The sequence below is a fragment of the Enterobacter sp. CM29 genome (assembly GCF_013179605.1).
In the GTDB taxonomy this organism is placed as follows: domain Bacteria; phylum Pseudomonadota; class Gammaproteobacteria; order Enterobacterales; family Enterobacteriaceae; genus Enterobacter; species Enterobacter intestinihominis.
In genome coordinates, this window is sequence record NZ_JABMCU010000104.1 from 1 (window position 1) to 15,481 (window position 15,481).

Annotated in this window: 13 protein-coding genes; 7 read left to right on the forward strand and 6 right to left on the reverse strand. The window is 57.4% G+C overall.

Annotated features, from left to right (window positions below; all coding sequences use genetic code 11):
• From HP459_RS13865 to hrpB, 6 genes are all read right to left on the reverse strand, one after another.
• A partial coding sequence (locus tag HP459_RS13865) for an iron chelate uptake ABC transporter family permease subunit (protein WP_171936347.1) occupies positions 1–855 on the reverse strand: 855 nt, incomplete at its 3' end.
• Positions 852–1,742: a Fe(3+)-hydroxamate ABC transporter substrate-binding protein FhuD gene (gene fhuD, locus HP459_RS13870; RefSeq protein WP_171936348.1), complete on the reverse strand. Its 891-nt coding sequence runs from the start codon at positions 1,740–1,742 to the stop codon at positions 852–854. The genes fhuD and HP459_RS13865, both read right to left, overlap by 4 nt.
• Positions 1,742–2,539 carry a Fe3+-hydroxamate ABC transporter ATP-binding protein FhuC gene (fhuC, locus tag HP459_RS13875; RefSeq protein ID WP_022647093.1) on the reverse strand — a complete coding sequence of 266 codons (798 nt, stop codon included), beginning with the start codon at positions 2,537–2,539 and terminating at the stop codon, positions 1,742–1,744. Before fhuC ends, fhuD begins: the two co-directional genes overlap by 1 nt.
• A 50-nt stretch (positions 2,540–2,589) precedes the next feature.
• Positions 2,590–4,800 (reverse strand): ferrichrome porin FhuA, encoded by a 2,211-nt coding sequence (gene fhuA, locus HP459_RS13880; RefSeq protein ID WP_023299357.1) that lies wholly within the window; start codon positions 4,798–4,800, stop codon positions 2,590–2,592.
• A gap of 237 nt (positions 4,801–5,037) precedes the next feature.
• Positions 5,038–7,563 carry a bifunctional glycosyl transferase/transpeptidase gene (mrcB, locus tag HP459_RS13885; RefSeq protein ID WP_171936349.1) on the reverse strand — a complete coding sequence of 842 codons (2,526 nt, stop codon included), beginning with the start codon at positions 7,561–7,563 and terminating at the stop codon, positions 5,038–5,040.
• 179 nt (positions 7,564–7,742) lie between these two features.
• Complete coding sequence (gene hrpB / locus HP459_RS13890; RefSeq protein ID WP_171936350.1) at positions 7,743–10,172, reverse strand: ATP-dependent helicase HrpB; 2,430 nt, start codon at positions 10,170–10,172, stop codon at positions 7,743–7,745.
• Between the two features lie 73 nt (positions 10,173–10,245).
• Here hrpB and thpR point away from each other — a divergent pair, with 73 nt between their 5' ends.
• The 7 genes from thpR to HP459_RS13925 all read left to right on the forward strand — a co-directional run.
• Positions 10,246–10,800 carry an RNA 2',3'-cyclic phosphodiesterase gene (gene thpR / locus HP459_RS13895; protein ID WP_023299354.1) on the forward strand — a complete coding sequence of 185 codons (555 nt, stop codon included), beginning with the start codon at positions 10,246–10,248 and terminating at the stop codon, positions 10,798–10,800.
• Complete coding sequence (sfsA, locus tag HP459_RS13900; RefSeq protein WP_171936351.1) at positions 10,790–11,494, forward strand: DNA/RNA nuclease SfsA; 705 nt, start codon at positions 10,790–10,792, stop codon at positions 11,492–11,494. The genes thpR and sfsA overlap by 11 nt, the downstream gene beginning before the upstream one ends.
• Before the next feature lie 176 nt (positions 11,495–11,670).
• On the forward strand, positions 11,671–12,126 hold the full coding sequence (gene dksA / locus HP459_RS13905) for an RNA polymerase-binding protein DksA (RefSeq protein WP_001155232.1): 456 nt from the start codon (positions 11,671–11,673) through the stop codon (positions 12,124–12,126).
• Positions 12,127–12,185: 59 nt separating this feature from the next.
• Complete coding sequence (gene gluQRS, locus HP459_RS13910; RefSeq protein WP_171936352.1) at positions 12,186–13,079, forward strand: tRNA glutamyl-Q(34) synthetase GluQRS; 894 nt, start codon at positions 12,186–12,188, stop codon at positions 13,077–13,079.
• 42 nt (positions 13,080–13,121) lie between these two features.
• Positions 13,122–14,519 carry a polynucleotide adenylyltransferase PcnB gene (gene pcnB / locus HP459_RS13915; RefSeq protein ID WP_367671004.1) on the forward strand — a complete coding sequence of 466 codons (1,398 nt, stop codon included), beginning with the start codon at positions 13,122–13,124 and terminating at the stop codon, positions 14,517–14,519.
• The gene (gene folK / locus HP459_RS13920; protein ID WP_171936353.1) at positions 14,516–14,995 is read left to right on the forward strand and encodes a 2-amino-4-hydroxy-6-hydroxymethyldihydropteridine diphosphokinase; all 480 of its coding nucleotides are present in this window, start codon (positions 14,516–14,518) and stop codon (positions 14,993–14,995) included. Before pcnB ends, folK begins: the two co-directional genes overlap by 4 nt.
• A 123-nt stretch (positions 14,996–15,118) precedes the next feature.
• Positions 15,119–15,481, forward strand: a 363-nt coding sequence (locus tag HP459_RS13925; protein WP_171936354.1) for a 3-methyl-2-oxobutanoate hydroxymethyltransferase, incomplete at its 3' end; no start/stop codon positions are given.

Here is a 15,481-nt window from a genome sequence, read left to right on the forward strand (position 1 = left end):
CGCACCAATCAGCGGCGCCAGCATCAGACGCGCCAGCAGACGGCGCGCGCCGAGCATTTTTGCCAGCAATGGCGCAAACAGGCCGATAAAACCGATGATGCCGACGGCGTTAACCAGTAACGCGCTCAGCACAATCGCCAGGGTCAGGGCCGCCAGACGGGCCAGCGACAGCGCCAGCCCGAGATTGCGCGCCACGCCGTCATCGAGGCCCATCAGCGTGAGCGGACGCAGCAGCAGCAGCGTCAGCACTACGCCGCCGAACAGCTGCGGCCACAGACGCTGGACGATACTCCAGTCGGTCTGGGTGAGCGTGCCGGTACTCCACATAAACATGCTTTGCAGCTGGTCGTGGTGAAACAGCACCAGCAGCTGGTTGATCGCCCCACAGTAGAGGCTGACGACCAGCCCCGCGAGGATCAGCGTGACCGGTGAGAGACGTTTTCCCCAGGCTACGCCAAAGACCAGCGCACCGACCACGCATGCACCTGCCAGCGCGGCAAACTGCGAGGTTAACGCTCCCGGCAGGGTCCAGAGCGTGGTGATGGTGATCCCCAGCTGAGCCCCCGTCGCCACGCCCAGCGTGGTTGGCTCCGCCAGCGGGTTACGTAGCACCTGCTGAAACAGTACGCCCACCAGTCCCAGTCCCGCCCCGACCAGCAGGGAGATAGCCAGACGCGGCAGCAGGCTGTAGTGGAACAGCATTTGCTGAATATTGTCGATATCCGGTGCGGCAAACGCGGCTGCCCACTGATCGCGCGGTAACGCCGTGGTCAGGTTAAAGCCGGTTAATGCCAGGGCAGCCAGAAAAATGAGCGCTAACAGTAACATCGGGAAACGGGCCATACGCGTGCTCATGCCTTGCCTCCCAGTGCATTGTCCAGAACGCGGGCAAAATGCATGGCCGACAGCGTCGCGCCGTAGAACCATACCGCTGGCGCGCGCAGGAAGCGCTGCTCGCGGACGAACGGCATTGCCTGCCAGAGCGGAGTCGCCATCAGGGTTTGCATTTCGCGCTCATTGCCGTGGTCAAAGCACAGCACGTCCACATCACGAAACGCCGCCAGGCGGTCAATCCCCACGGCGGTACTGCCCCAGAATGTCATCTCGCCTTCCCAGGCATTGCGAATGCCAAAGCTGTCGAGTACTTCCTGGAACAGACAGTTATTTCCAAAGACCAGCATATGGCGGGCATCCAGCAGGGTCACCATCAGCAAAGGCCGATCGCCACGGTGGGCAAAGCGCGGCTTAAGGGAATCAATCAGCGCATCAAATTCATCGAGATGTTTTTTCGCCTCAGCCTCACGGTTGAGGAACTGCGCCATCTCGTGGATGGAATTTTTTGCCATGGTCAGCGGCTTTTTACCGTCGCTAAAGGAAAAGCCCCGTCCGGGCGCAATCTTCGCCATGGTCTCTTCCGACGGGCCATACCCCGCAGACCAGAATAAATAAGACGGTTTCATCTGGGTGAGAAGCTCAAGGTTCGGCTCCGTACGCAGACCGATGTCGATGACGGAGTCTGGCAGTTTTGGCTCATTCACCCACAGGGTGTAGTTGGGAATATCGGCCACGCCGTAAGGCGTCACGCCCAGCGCCATCATCAGTTCGACGGGCAACCACTCCAGCGCCACGATGCGGTGCGGATCGACTGCGGCAGCGCGGGCCGGGCCCATCTTTAACAGCAGCGGTGAGAGCGCCATGGCCGTTAGCAGGCGACGGCGGCTAAGTAATGTTGGATCCAGCATCAGTAGACAAAGCTCACGGGTGCAGCCCCGGCCGGGTGAGGCAGAATGCCCATAGGAATACCGTAGATATGTTCCAGCGTTTCGCTGCGCATCAGTTCGGCAGGCGTACCCTGAGCGATCATTTCACCGCCGCGCAGCGCTACCAGATAGTCGCAGTAGCGTGCCGCCATGTTGATATCATGCAGAACGGCAATCACCGTCAGGCCGCGCTGCTGGCTTAAGCGATGCACCAGCGCCAGGACGTCAACCTGATGAGCAATATCCAGCGCTGAAGTGGGTTCGTCGAGCAGCAGGCAGCGGCTGTCCTGCGCCACCAGCATTGCGATCCATGCGCGCTGACGCTCGCCACCGGACAGGCTATCCACCAGACGGTGCGCCAGCGGTTTTAACCCAACCAGCGCGATCGCCTCTTCCACTTTCTCTCTGTCAGCAACGCCAAAACGCCCGAGCGCACCGTGCCACGGATAACGTCCAATCGCCACCAGCTCGCGCACCGTCATCCCCTCCGCCTGCGGCAACTGCTGCGGCAGATAGGCCACCTTGCGGGCAAAGGCCTTACTGCTCCAGCTCGCCAGCGGCTGGTCATCCAGCAGAATGTCGCCCTCGGACGGCGGCTGATGACGGCCCAGCATCTTCAGCAGCGTCGATTTACCGGAACCATTGTGCCCGATTAAACCGGTCACTTTACCTGCGGGAAACGTCAAAGAGAGCGGATGCAGCAAGGTGCGCCCGGGTACGCGAAAGGAGAGATTGTTGAGCGTGAAGGTGGAGTCGGATTGCGTTTTAGTATCCTGCATGTCAGCCAACTTAAATAAAAAGGGCACGGCGAACCGTGCCCATAAAGAGGTTAGAAGCGGAAGGTCGCCGTGGCAACAACCTGGCGTCCTGCTCCCCAGTAGCATGCATACTCGCTGTAGCAGCTGGAGACGTATTCACGATCAAAGATGTTGTTCACGTTGACGCCGACGGAAGAGCCCGGCAGACCGAAGCGCGCCAGATCGTATTTCACGGTCGCATCCGCCAGGGCATAACCCGCGACGTTAAAGGACTCATAGGCTTTAGGCGACGCTGAGGAGTAGTACGTCACCGTGTTACCGATGTAGCGAGCACCCGCACCAACGGTCAGGCCACTTAGCGCCGTCTCGTGGAAGGTGTAATCCGCCCACAGTGATGCCATGTTGCGCGGTACTTCTGCCGGACGACGACCTTCATACCAGGTATCGTGGGTGTATTCCGCATCGGTGTAGCTGTAGGCCGCCGTCACGTTCACGTTAGCCGACACCGCCGCTTTCGCTTCCAGCTCAAAGCCACGGGAGCGAATTTCACCGCCCTGCACGCTAAAGCCGCTGGTCGGGTTCGCCGGATCGGCGGTCAGGTTATTGTTCTTGGTCAGCTGGTATACCGCTGCCGTCACTACAACAGGCAGATCTTTTGGAACATACTTCACGCCCGCTTCATACTGCTTGCCACGCGCCGGATCGAACGGTTTACCACCCTGAGTAGTGCCAGAGAGCGGTTCGAAAGATTCACTGTAGCTGAAGTATGGTGTAATCCCGTTGTCGAACAGGTAGTTAATCCCCCCGCGCCAGGTAAATGCCTGATCGTTAATTTCCGCGGTGGTTCCGTTATTACGGTTAAAGGCAGACGTTTTCGCAAAGTCATAGCGGCCACCCAAGGTGAGTACCCACTTATCCCATTCAGCCTGATCCTGCGCATAGAGCCCGGTCTGCTCCTGACGATTGAGCATGGCATACGGGAAGTTCACATTGACGTTCGCATTGCCGTGCTGAGGATTGTTCATGCTGATCGGATCGGCGGTGCCGTAGTCAGCATCAATGTCATTTCGCATACGAAGGTAATCCACTCCCGTCAGCAGGGTATGGTCAACGGCGCCGGTCGCGAATTTCGACTGGAGCTGTGTATCAACCGTGAACGAGTTGAGATCTTCATCTGAGCGCACGTAGGCACGGCTGATCTGGGCCGGGGCGATATAGCCGTTACCGTAAACTGAACGGTACAGCGTGTTGATTTTGGTATAACGCAGGTTCTGACGCACGGTGAAGGTGTCGTTGAATTCATGCGCGAAGCTGTAACCCACCATTTTCTGACGACGGGAGATCTTATTGTCTTCATCACCTTCGTTGAAGTCGGTCGGCAGTTTGTGCGCTTTTCCGTTAGCATCATAGTAAGGCACAACGGTACCTTCACGTGGCAGCCAGCCGTAGTAACCCGCATCCGGATCGCTCTGGAAGTTGCTCAGGAAGGTGAAATCGGTTTTATCATCAGGACGCCAGCTGAAAGACGGCGCAATCGCGTAACGAGTAGATTTCACCATTTCCTGCTGCGCGTTCTCACTACGTCCCAGACCGGTCAGACGGTAGGACCACACGCCGTCATCGTCAATCGCGTCGCTGAAATCAAACCCCGTCTGCCAGAGGTTATCCGTCCCCATTTTGAACTGAATTTCTTTCAACGGTTCCGTGGTTGGACGCTTGCTGACCATACTCACTACGCCGCCCGGATGGCTTTTGCCATACAGTACAGACGTCGGGCCACGCAGCAGCTCTACGCGCTCAAGGAAGTATGGGTCCATCGACGCTTCAGAGTAGTTGTCTCCCTGCAACTTCATACCATCCAGATACTGGTTGGTATTCACGGTGCTGGAGGTCGTGAAACCACGAATCGAAACCACATCGTAAGTTGTTGAGGCGCCGCGCGTTGCGAAAACGCTTGGGGTGTAGGCCAGGGCCTGTTTAACCGTCCCCGGCTGTTTCATGTCCATCTCTTCACGAGTCACAACAGAAATAGACTGCGGGGTTTTCTCAATGGGTGTATCGGTTTTCGTCGCCGTTGCAGTGCGTTTTGCCGCAATCGTCGGTGCAGGACCCCAGGCACTTTCCTGTGCAGCCGGTGCGGCAGTCACGGTGATGGTTTCTTCTTTCTTGGGGGTTTCAGCGGCTTGTGCATAAGCAGACATGCCGGCAACCGCTGTGGCTACGACGGCTGCGATTTTACGCAGCGACGTGTTAATTGGCTGAGCAGTATTGGAAAGCGCCATGATGGATCTCTGATGAAAAAGGTGAATGATAACGTAAACGAGAATTATTATTATGACCGCAGAATAATATGCGAAACGCTGACGGCATAGCAAGCGATATGCGGCCCTACAAGAATTGAGGGTTTAAGAAATAATCAACGGAAAACGGGTCGTTAATAAGGATTGAAAACAGGGTTAAGGAAATGAGTTGCTGAGGTGAAAAAATACCCCCTTCCAGGGAAGGGGGTGTCATAAGGGCTAGTTGCCGCCGAACATATCCTTGATCCAGCCGGCGACGCCGTCGCTGTCTTTCTTCTCGTTCTGCTGCTGCGGCTGTTGCTGCTGCGGCTGCTGAGGCTGAGAAAACTGATCGAACGGGTTACCTGTCGGTTCTTCTGGCTGGCTTTGCTGGCACAGCGCATCCGGGTTGGTCGTCCAGACCGGCAGCGAACGCACGCCGCCGCCACAGATGAAGTTACCCGAGCTGTCCACGCCCATATCGACGATATCTTCCGGGGCAACGAGGTTCAGCGGCACCGGAGACTGATTGGCCAGATAGCGCTGGTAAATCGACATCGCGCCGCTCGCACCATACAGTTTGGTCGGCTGGTTGTTATCGCGGCCCACCCAGGTGATCACCACTTCACGGCCATCAATACCGGCGAACCAGGTATCGACGTTGTTGTTGGTAGTCCCGGTTTTACCTGCCAGATGCAGACCAGGATACTTCGCCCCCAGCTGACGCCCGGTACCGCGCTGGACCACCTGCTGCATGGTCCACAGCGTCATATAGGCCGCCTGCGCCGGAACAGCGCGCTCCGCCTGCGGGAAGCTCTGATACAGCACGGAGCCATCTTCGGCAATCACCGAACGCAGGGCGGAAAGCGGCGCTCGGTTACCACCGCTGGCGATGGTCTGGAACGCCTGGGCCACTTCGATTGGCGTCAGGTTAAGCGCCCCCAGGATCATCGCTGGCACAGGGTGCAGCTGATCTTTCGGTACGCCCAGCTTCTGCCAGGTGTCGGTGATGGCGGGGAGGCCCAGCGCCATGCCGAGGTTAACAGTCGGCACGTTCATCGAGCGGGTTAACGCATCCACCAGCATCACCTGGCCGCTGAACTGCTTATCATCGTTCTGCGGAGACCACACCTGGCCGTTAGGCTGGCGCAGGGAGATTGGCGCATCGGCAATCCAGGTGTTCAGTCGATAGAGATTCGGCTGGCTCAGCGCGGTCAGATAGGTCGCCGGTTTTGCCAGTGAACCAATCGAACGACGCGCCTGCATCGCGCGGTTATAGCCCGCATACTGCGGCTCGGCGCCGCCCACCATGGCGCGAACTTCGCCGGTGTTGCGATCAACTACCACCATCGCGGTTTCCAGATCGCTCAGCTTACGCTGCTTCTTCAGAACCGGAATACCTTCAACCGCCGCTTTTTCTGCCGCATCCTGCGCCACGGAGTCAAAGGTGGTGAAGATCTTCACCCCGGAGAGATCTTTCACTTTATCTCCGAGCTTAGACTGCAACTCCTGACGTACCATCTGCATAAAGGCAGGCTGCGGAGAGATTACCCCACCGCGCGGCTGAACGCCCAGCGGACGCGCGCTCAGCATGTCGTACAGCTCCTGGTCAATCACCTGCTGTTGTTGCAGCAGACGCAGCACCAGGTTACGACGCTCCAGCGCCAGTTTCGGGTTACGCCACGGGTTGTAGATCGACGCGCCTTTTACCATGCCCACCAGCAGCGCCTGCTGGTCAAGGCTCAGCTCTTCTACCGGACGGCCAAAGTAGTACAGGCTCGCCAGCGGGAAGCCGCGGATCTCGTTATCGCCGCTCTGACCGAGGTACACCTCGTTCATGTACAGCTCAAGAATACGATCCTTGCTGTAGCGCGCATCCATCAGCACGGCCATGTACGCTTCGTTGGCTTTACGCCAGTAAGAGCGCTCGCTGGAGAGGAACAGGTTTTTCACCAGCTGCTGGGTCAGGGTACTCGCCCCCTGCACCGTACGCCCCGCGGTCAGGTTAGCCAGTACCGCACGACCAATGGAGTAGAGGCTAATCCCGTCGTGCTCGTAGAAGTGGCGGTCTTCGGTTGCCAGCAGGGTATCCACCAGCAGATCCGGGAAGCCGTTACGCGCCACGAACAGGCGCTGTTCGCCGTTTGCGGACGACAGCATGGTGATGAGACGCGGATCGAGACGGAAGAAACCGAACTGGCGATCGTTATCCATGTTCTCAATGGTTTCCAGGCGATCGCCGTCAAAGGTCAGACGCGCGCGCACCTGCCCCTCTTTACTGTCCGGGAAGTCGAACGGACGGCGGATCATCTCAATGCTTTTCGCCTGGACGGTAAATTCACCCGGACGGGTCATTTTCGTGACCTGACGATACTGCGTGGCTTGCAGCAGCTTCACCATCTCATTCTTGCTGATGGACATGTCCGGCTCAAGGTTCACCATGCGGCCGTACACTGCCGCAGGCAATTGCCAGACTTTCCCGTCGATACGGCTGCGGATCTTCTGATCCAGATAAACGCCGTAAATCGCGATCAGGACAACAAAAACAATAAACAGCTTCAGCAGCAGCCAGAACCAGCCGCGCTTACCACGAGGCTTACGCCCTTTGCCTTTCCCTTTACGCGGCATCGGTTCTTCATCCTCATAATCGTCTTCATAGTCATCGTCATACTCCTCATCTCTGAGGCGACGACGGCTTACCTTTTCTTTCGCCGGACGCGTCGGCTTTCCCTTACGTCCTATTGGCTCGCGGTCATTCCCCGCCATGCTTTTTCTCCGCAACATTCAGGCGCAAAGGCCAGATTTTCTTATCTTGCACAGGTCAGTGAAAGAAGAAATCTCTCAAAATAAACAGCAAGACTTTCCTGACAGGAAAGTCTTTAGTGTTTTCTCCCTCTCCCTGTGGGAGAGGGCCGGGGTGAGGGCATCAGGCCGCACTTTCCCCATTACGAATATTTCTTCGTGCGCCGTGTCGGCGCGGTATTCGCCGGATCGTCCGGCCAGACGTGTTTGGGATATCGCCCCTTCATCTCTTTCTGCACTTCACGATAGCTCCCCGCCCAGAACGCACCCAGATCGCGGGTGATCTGCAAGGGACGATGCGCAGGCGAAAGCAGCTCAAGCACTAACGGCACGCGCCCTTCAGCGATGGACGGCGTGGTGGCCTCACCAAACATCTCCTGCATCCGAACCGCCAGCGCTGGCGGATTATCCTCATGATAACGAATGGCAATCCGGCTCCCGGTTGGCACAGTGTAATGCCCAGGCAGTTCACTATCCAGACGTTGACGTAACGACCAGTCCAGTAAATTCTGTAACGCTGCCTTAACATCAAGCGCCTTAAGGGTGCGCAGGGAGTGTACGCCGCTCATCTGCGGCAACAACCACTGTTCAAGCGTCGCGAGCAGCGTCTCATCATCCACCGCTGGCCACCCCTGTTCCGGCAGCCACTTCGCGGCGCAGTGCAGACGTATACGATATTGTTCAGCCTCAGGCGTCCAGTTCAATACGCTCAGCCCTTTTTCCCGAATGCCGTTCAGCATCGCCTGGTGTAACTCTTCCTCCGACGGCTTAGCCAGCGGTTTTGTCCCGAGCGTCAGTTTGCCAATCTGGCTACGACGGAACGCCTTCAGCGTGCCCTGGGCATCATCCCATTCGACAACGTCAGATTGCTGAAGCAGCTGCGGGCAGGCACGCGTCAGGGCGTCAATATCTACGGCAACCGCCTGCAAGATGCGCGCATCCGGGGAGTGACTGCCCTGGAGTAAGAGCGGCGCGATCAGCCATTCATGACGCGTCAGAGCATCATCGCTGTCCAGCATCGCGCCCATCCCATTTGCCAGTTGATAACGACCATCAAGCCCGCGACGGCGCACGATTCTGTCCGGGAAGGCCTGGGCCAGAAGAGGGATAACTTTATCGCTGTCAGGCGATCCTCCCCGGCTCTTCAGGCGGTGACACAACTGCTGCGCGCGCTGTTGCCAGTTTCCCTGATGGCGTGAAAAGGCCTGTCCCAGATCGCTGCTGCCACCGCGCGGCGGCTCCTCAAGAATAGCCGCCAGTTTTGCCGCCGTGGCAATTTCATCGTCGCCCTGTGCTGCCACCAGCATCGTAGCCAGACGCGGATCGTTGCCCAGCGCCGCCATCTTCTGGCCGCGCGCCGTCAGTCGCTCGCCTTCCAGCGCGCCAAGCTGGGTCAGCAGGCTGCGCGCGGCGGAAAGGTTCACAACAGGCGGAGGATTAAGCCAGGTGAGCTGGTCAGGGTCCGGGCAGCCCCACTGCATCAGATCCATTACCAGCCCGGAGAGATCGCTTTGTAAAATCTCAGGCGTACTCTGCAATGCCGCACGCTCCGCCTGCTCGGCGCTGGTTAAATGCAGGCAAATACCCGGCTCAAGACGCCCTGCTCGGCCTGCGCGCTGCACCATTGAGGCCTGGCTGATGCGCTGCGTCAGTAGCCTGGTCAGCCCGGTACGCGGATCAAAACTGGCCACCCTCTCCTGCGTACTGTCCACCACCAGGCGAATGCCTTCGATGGTCAAACTGGTTTCGGCGATATTGGTCGCCAGTACCACTTTGCGCTGCCCCGCCGGTGTGGGAAGGATCGCCTTGCGCTGGTCAGCCAAATGCAGCGCGCCGTAGAGCGGGCACAGCATAACGTCACTGCTCACCCGGGATGCCAGCTGCTCCTGTACGCGCTGGATTTCGCCTACGCCGGGTAAAAACAGCAGCAGCGAGCCGGGTTCCTGACGGAGCAATTCGGCGGTGGCGATGGCAACGGCTTCGTCAAAACGCTGATGGGCAGGCAGCGGCTGATAGCGGCGCTCGACCGGGAACGCACGCCCTTCAGAGGAGATCATCGGCGCGTCAGGGAGCGTCTGCCGGAGCCGCTCGTTATCCAGCGTCGCCGACATAATCAGCAGCCGAAGGTCGTCGCGCAGCCCCTGCTGAACGTCGAGCAGCAGCGCAAGGGCCAGATCGGCCTGGAGGCTGCGCTCGTGAAATTCATCAAGGATCACCAGCCCGACGCCGCTCAGCTCCGGATCGTTTTGCAGCATACGGGTGAGAATGCCTTCAGTTACCACCTCCAGCCGCGTAGACGGGCCAATGCAGGTTTCGCCGCGCATCCGGTACCCTACCGTCTCGCCCGGTTTTTCATTCAGCAGTTCCGCCAGGCGCTGCGCCACATTGCGCGCCGCCAGCCTGCGCGGTTCCAGCAGGATAATTTTCCCGCTGATGCTCCCCTCGCGCAGAATTTGCAGGGGCAGCCAGGTGGATTTACCCGCTCCGGTGGGCGCGCTGAGCAAAACCTGTGGCGCATGTTCTAAGGCTGCGAGTAGCTCAGGAAGGACGACGGCGACGGGCAAAGAGGACACTTACGGCTCCAGAGGGTTAACATTAATCGGCGTACATTGTAGCATCGGCGCATATCATTACCGAGTCTTGCGCATGTCTGAGTCAAAACGGCTATTCTTCGCCATTGAATTACCCACCACGCTTCAACGGCAAATTGTTCGCTGGCGCGCCAGCCACTTCCCCGCGAAAGCGGGCCGCCCTGTCGTCGCCGCCAATATGCACCTGACGTTAGCTTTTCTTGGCGAGGTGAGCGCAGAAAAGCAGCGCGCGTTAAGCGCAATGGCCGGACGCATTTCTCAGCCGGGTTTTACGCTGCATCTTGACGATGCCGGGCAATGGCTGCGCTCTCGGGTGGTCTGGCTGGGGACGCGGCAGCCCCCTCGCGGACTGCTCCAGCTCGCCAACATGCTGCGGGCACAGGCCGCGCGCAGCGGCTGTTATCAGAGCCCGCAGCCGTTTCATCCCCACATTACCCTGCTGCGCGATGCGGGTCAGGCTGTTGCCATCCCGCCACCGGGCTTTCACTGGTCTTTTCAGGTGAATGAATTTGCGCTGTACGAATCTGCCTTTGTACAAGGACGCACCCGCTACACTCCGCTCCAGCGCTGGTCGCTGGGCGACACGTTAAGGAATCCTGATGAAGTTTAGCCCTGCACTCCAGCCCGCCACGCTGATCCTGCGTTACAAACGCTTTCTCGCTGACGTGATCACGCCTGAGGGCGAAACGCTCACGCTGCATTGTCCTAACACCGGCGCCATGACCGGTTGCGCCACGCCGGGTGACACGGTCTGGTATTCCACATCAGAAAATACTAAACGCAAATATCCTCATACCTGGGAAATGACCGAGACGCAAAGCGGGGCATTTATTTGCGTTAATACCCTGCGCGCAAATCAGCTGGTTAAGGAAGCCCTGACAAATGGAATCCTTCCTGAACTGGTGGGTTACGGCACGCAAAAAAGCGAAGTGAAATATGGCGATGAAGGCAGCAGAATTGATTTTATGTTACAGGCGGAAGACCGCCCTGAGTGCTATATTGAAGTGAAATCAGTGACGTTAGCGGAAGAGGAAAACGGCTTCTTTCCGGATGCGGTAACGCTACGTGGCCAGAAGCATCTGCGGGAGCTAATGAGTGTAGCGGCGGCGGGCAAGCGCGCCGTGTTGCTGTTTGCGGTTCTGCATTCAGCCATTGAACGGTTTTCCCCGGCCCGTCATATTGATCCTAAATACGCGCAATTGTTGAATGAGGCACAAAAGCAGGGGGTAGAGATTTTCGCTTATAAAGCGGAACTTTCTGCCGATAATATGACTCTGAGATCCTCTCTTCCCATTGTCCTATAAGGGATTAGACGATTGACTAATAAGTGTTCTGGCCGCGTGCGCAAATACGCTTTTCCTCACAGGGTTGTCAAGTGTTACGTTTAGATAATTGCCATACGGAAAAGCATCTGCTATTTATAGCGACCTGATTTTTCCCCCAACACGGGGATCGATAGTGCGTGTTAAGGAGAAGCAACATGCAAGAAGGGCAAAACCGTAAAACATCGTCCCTGAGTATTCTCGCCATCGCTGGGGTGGAGCCGTATCAAGAGAAGCCGGGCGAAGAGTATATGAACGAAGCCCAGCTGTCGCACTTCAAGCGTATTCTTGAAGCATGGCGTAATCAACTCAGGGATGAAGTCGATCGCACCGTTACACATATGCAGGATGAAGCTGCTAACTTCCCGGATCCGGTCGACCGTGCCGCTCAGGAAGAAGAGTTCAGCCTCGAACTGCGTAACCGTGACCGCGAGCGCAAACTGATCAAAAAGATCGAGAAAACGCTGAAAAAGGTCGAGGACGAAGATTTTGGCTACTGCGAATCCTGCGGTGTTGAAATCGGTATTCGTCGTCTGGAAGCGCGTCCAACAGCCGATCTGTGCATCGACTGTAAAACGCTGGCAGAAATCCGCGAAAAACAGATGGCTGGCTAACGCCTTCCCTCTCACTACTCTGCTAAGGCGGGAGTTTCTCCCGCCTTGTTACCGTTGATATGTCTGAATCTCACTATATCGGGCGCTTTGCGCCATCTCCCTCCGGTGAATTACACTTCGGCTCATTAATTGCCGCGCTCGGCAGCTACCTACAGGCTCGCGCCCGTCAGGGTAAATGGCTGGTTCGCATTGAAGATATCGATCCTCCGCGTGAAGTTCCCGGTGCGGCAGAAACTATTCTGCGTCAGCTGGAACATTACGGTCTTCACTGGGACGGCGACGTACTCTGGCAGTCTCAACGCCATGATGCCTACCGTGAACGTCTGGCGTGGCTTGCTGAACAGGGCCTTTCCTATAACTGCACCTGCACGCGTGCGCGAATTCAGAGCGTGGGTGGCGTTTACGACGGCCACTGCCGTACGCGGCGGCACAACGGCCCTGAGAATGCCGCCGTACGGCTGTTACAGCGCGCTCCGGTGACGCAGTTTACCGATGTCCTCTCAGGAACCATTCAGGCGGATGATCGTCTGGCGCGTGAAGATTTTATTATTCACCGTCGTGATGGCTTGTTTGCCTATAACCTGGCGGTGGTTGTCGATGACCATTTCCAGGGCGTCACGGAAATCGTGCGTGGGGCGGATTTGGTTGAGCCTACCGTGCGGCAAATATCGCTTTACCAGCAGTTTGGCTGGACGGTGCCGGATTACATTCATCTGCCGCTGGCGGTCAATGAACAGGGGAGTAAGCTGTCAAAACAGAATCATGCCCCGGCGCTGCCTGACGGCGATCCGCGCCCGGTATTGATCGACGCGCTGCGATTTCTCAACCAGAATGTAACGCAGGAATGGCAGGATCTGAGTCTGGATGAATTGCTGAAAACGGCCATTGCTGACTGGACGCTTATGGCCGTGCCAAAAATCCAGCATTCTCAAATGCGTTGCGCTGAGCTATGATTAGCCGCTTTTTTGATAACAAAACACACTACGAGGTGTACTATTTTTACCCGAGTCGCTAATTTTTGCCGTAAAGTGCTGAGCCGCGAAGAGAGCATGGCGAATGATGCTATTGCACAGCCACACATGTCGGTCATTCCGCGTGAGCAGCACAATATTTCCCGCAAAGATATCAGTGAAAATGCCCTCAAGGTGCTCTATCGTCTGAATAAAGCAGGCTACGAGGCCTATCTCGTCGGCGGCGGGGTGCGCGATTTACTGCTGGGCAAAAAACCAAAAGATTTCGACGTGACGACCAGCGCCACGCCTGAACAGGTGCGTAAATTATTCCGCAACTGCCGTCTGGTTGGCCGCCGTTTCCGTCTGGCGCACGTGATGTTTGGGCCGGAAATTATTGAAGTGGCGACCTTCCGCGGTCACCACGAAGCGGGCATCAACGATCGCACAACTTCCCAGCGCGGCCAAAACGGCATGCTGCTGCGCGACAACATCTTTGGCTCTATTGAAGAAGATGCTCAGCGTCGCGATTTCACCATCAACAGCCTTTACTACAGCGTGGCGGATTTTACCGTGCGCGATTACGTCGGCGGTATGCAGGATCTGAAAGACGGCCTGATTCGCCTGATCGGCACGCCGGAAACGCGCTATCGCGAAGATCCGGTCCGGATGCTGCGCGCCGTGCGTTTCGCCGCCAAGCTAAACATGCGTATCAGCCCGGAAACCGCAGAGCCGATCCCGCGCCTGGCGACGCTGATTAACGACGTCCCCCCTGCCCGTCTGTTTGAGGAGTCGTTAAAGCTGCTCCAGGCAGGCTACGGGTTTGAAACCTACAATTTGCTGCGTGAATACAACCTGTTCCAGCCGCTGTTCCCGACCATTACCCGCTACTTCACCGAAAACGGTGACAGCGCAATGGAGCGGATGATTGCACTGGTGCTGAAGAACACGGATACCCGTATTCATAACGATATGCGCGTGAATCCGGCGTTCCTGTTCGCGGCCATGTTCTGGTATCCGCTGCTGGAAACGGCGCAGCGCATTACCCAGGAGAGCGGCCTCGCCTATTATGATGCGTTCGCGCTGGCGGCAAACGACGTGCTGGACGAAGGCTGTCGCACGCTGGCGATCCCGAAACGTATTACCACGCTGGTGCGTGATATCTGGCAGCTTCAGCTGCGTATGTCCCGCCGTCAGGGTAAACGTGCCTGGAAACTGATGGAGCATCCTAAGTTCCGCGCCGCGTTCGATTTGCTCTCTCTGCGTGCTGAAGTCGAAAGAAACCAGGAGCTACAGCGCCTGGCGCAGTGGTGGGGAGAATTTCAGGTCTCTGCACCACCGGAGCAAAAAGATATGCTCACGGATCTCGATGACGAGCCGGCACCGCGCCGTCGTCACCGTCGCCCGCGCAAGCGCGCGCCGCGTCGTGAAGGCACAGCATGACCCTTGCGTATATTGCCATCGGCAGCAATCTGGCCTCTCCGCTTGAGCAGGTTAACGCTGCCGTTCAGGCGCTGGGGGAGATCCCGCAAAGCCATATCGTGGCGGTCTCCTCCTTTTACCGTACGCCCCCGCTCGGCCCGCAGGATCAGCCTGATTATCTGAACACTGCCGTGGTGCTGGAAACAGCCCTTGACGCAGAAACGCTGCTGGATAATACCCAGCGTATTGAGCTACAGCAGGGTCGCGTACGTAAAGCCGAACGCTGGGGACCGCGCACGCTCGACCTCGATATTATGCTTTTCGGCCACAAGGTGATTAACACCGAGCGCCTCACCGTTCCGCACTATGACATGAAAAACCGTGGGTTTATGCTCTGGCCGCTGTTTGAAGTCGCCCCCGATCTCACCTTCCCTGACGGCACCTCGCTGAACGCCGTTCTGCAAAGCCTCAACGCGGAAAAACCGGTCCGCTGGTAATCCCGTGTCACCCCCGATTAGCCATGTGTCAAATATGGTTAATCGATTGCCTAAAATCATTGTTCCCTCGAATGTTACTGTTAGAATGCGCAAAGATCCGCTTTTGGGCCATCAGGAAACAGTATGAAACCAACTACCATCTCCTTATTGCAGAAATGCAAACAGGAAAAGAAACGCTTCGCCACTATCACCGCGTATGACTACAGCTTCGCAAAACTGTTTGCCGAAGAAGGGATCAACGTCATGCTGGTCGGAGACTCGTTAGGGATGACGGTACAAGGACATGATTCTACTCTGCCGGTCACGGTCGAGGATATTGCTTACCATACCCGCGCCGTGCGCCGGGGTGCGCCCGCCTGCCTGCTACTTTCCGATCTGCCGTTTATGGCGTATGCCACCCCGGAACAGGCCTTTGAAAATGCGGCAACTGTGATGCGCGCCGGCGCCAATATGGTCAAAATCGAAGGCGGCGACTGGGTGGTCGAT

Coding starts and splice junctions, on each gene's coding strand:
- folK (WP_171936353.1), top strand. CDS start 14,516: ATGACCCTTGCGTATATTGCCATCGGCAGCAATCTGGCCTCTCCGCTT.
- fhuC (WP_022647093.1), bottom strand. CDS start 2,539: ATGCAGGATACTAAAACGCAATCCGACTCCACCTTCACGCTCAACAAT.
- mrcB (WP_171936349.1), bottom strand. CDS start 7,563: ATGGCGGGGAATGACCGCGAGCCAATAGGACGTAAGGGAAAGCCGACG.
- sfsA (WP_171936351.1), top strand. CDS start 10,790: ATGAAGTTTAGCCCTGCACTCCAGCCCGCCACGCTGATCCTGCGTTAC.
- fhuD (WP_171936348.1), bottom strand. CDS start 1,742: ATGCTGGATCCAACATTACTTAGCCGCCGTCGCCTGCTAACGGCCATG.
- gluQRS (WP_171936352.1), top strand. CDS start 12,186: ATGTCTGAATCTCACTATATCGGGCGCTTTGCGCCATCTCCCTCCGGT.
- dksA (WP_001155232.1), top strand. CDS start 11,671: ATGCAAGAAGGGCAAAACCGTAAAACATCGTCCCTGAGTATTCTCGCC.
- fhuA (WP_023299357.1), bottom strand. CDS start 4,800: ATGGCGCTTTCCAATACTGCTCAGCCAATTAACACGTCGCTGCGTAAA.
- thpR (WP_023299354.1), top strand. CDS start 10,246: ATGTCTGAGTCAAAACGGCTATTCTTCGCCATTGAATTACCCACCACG.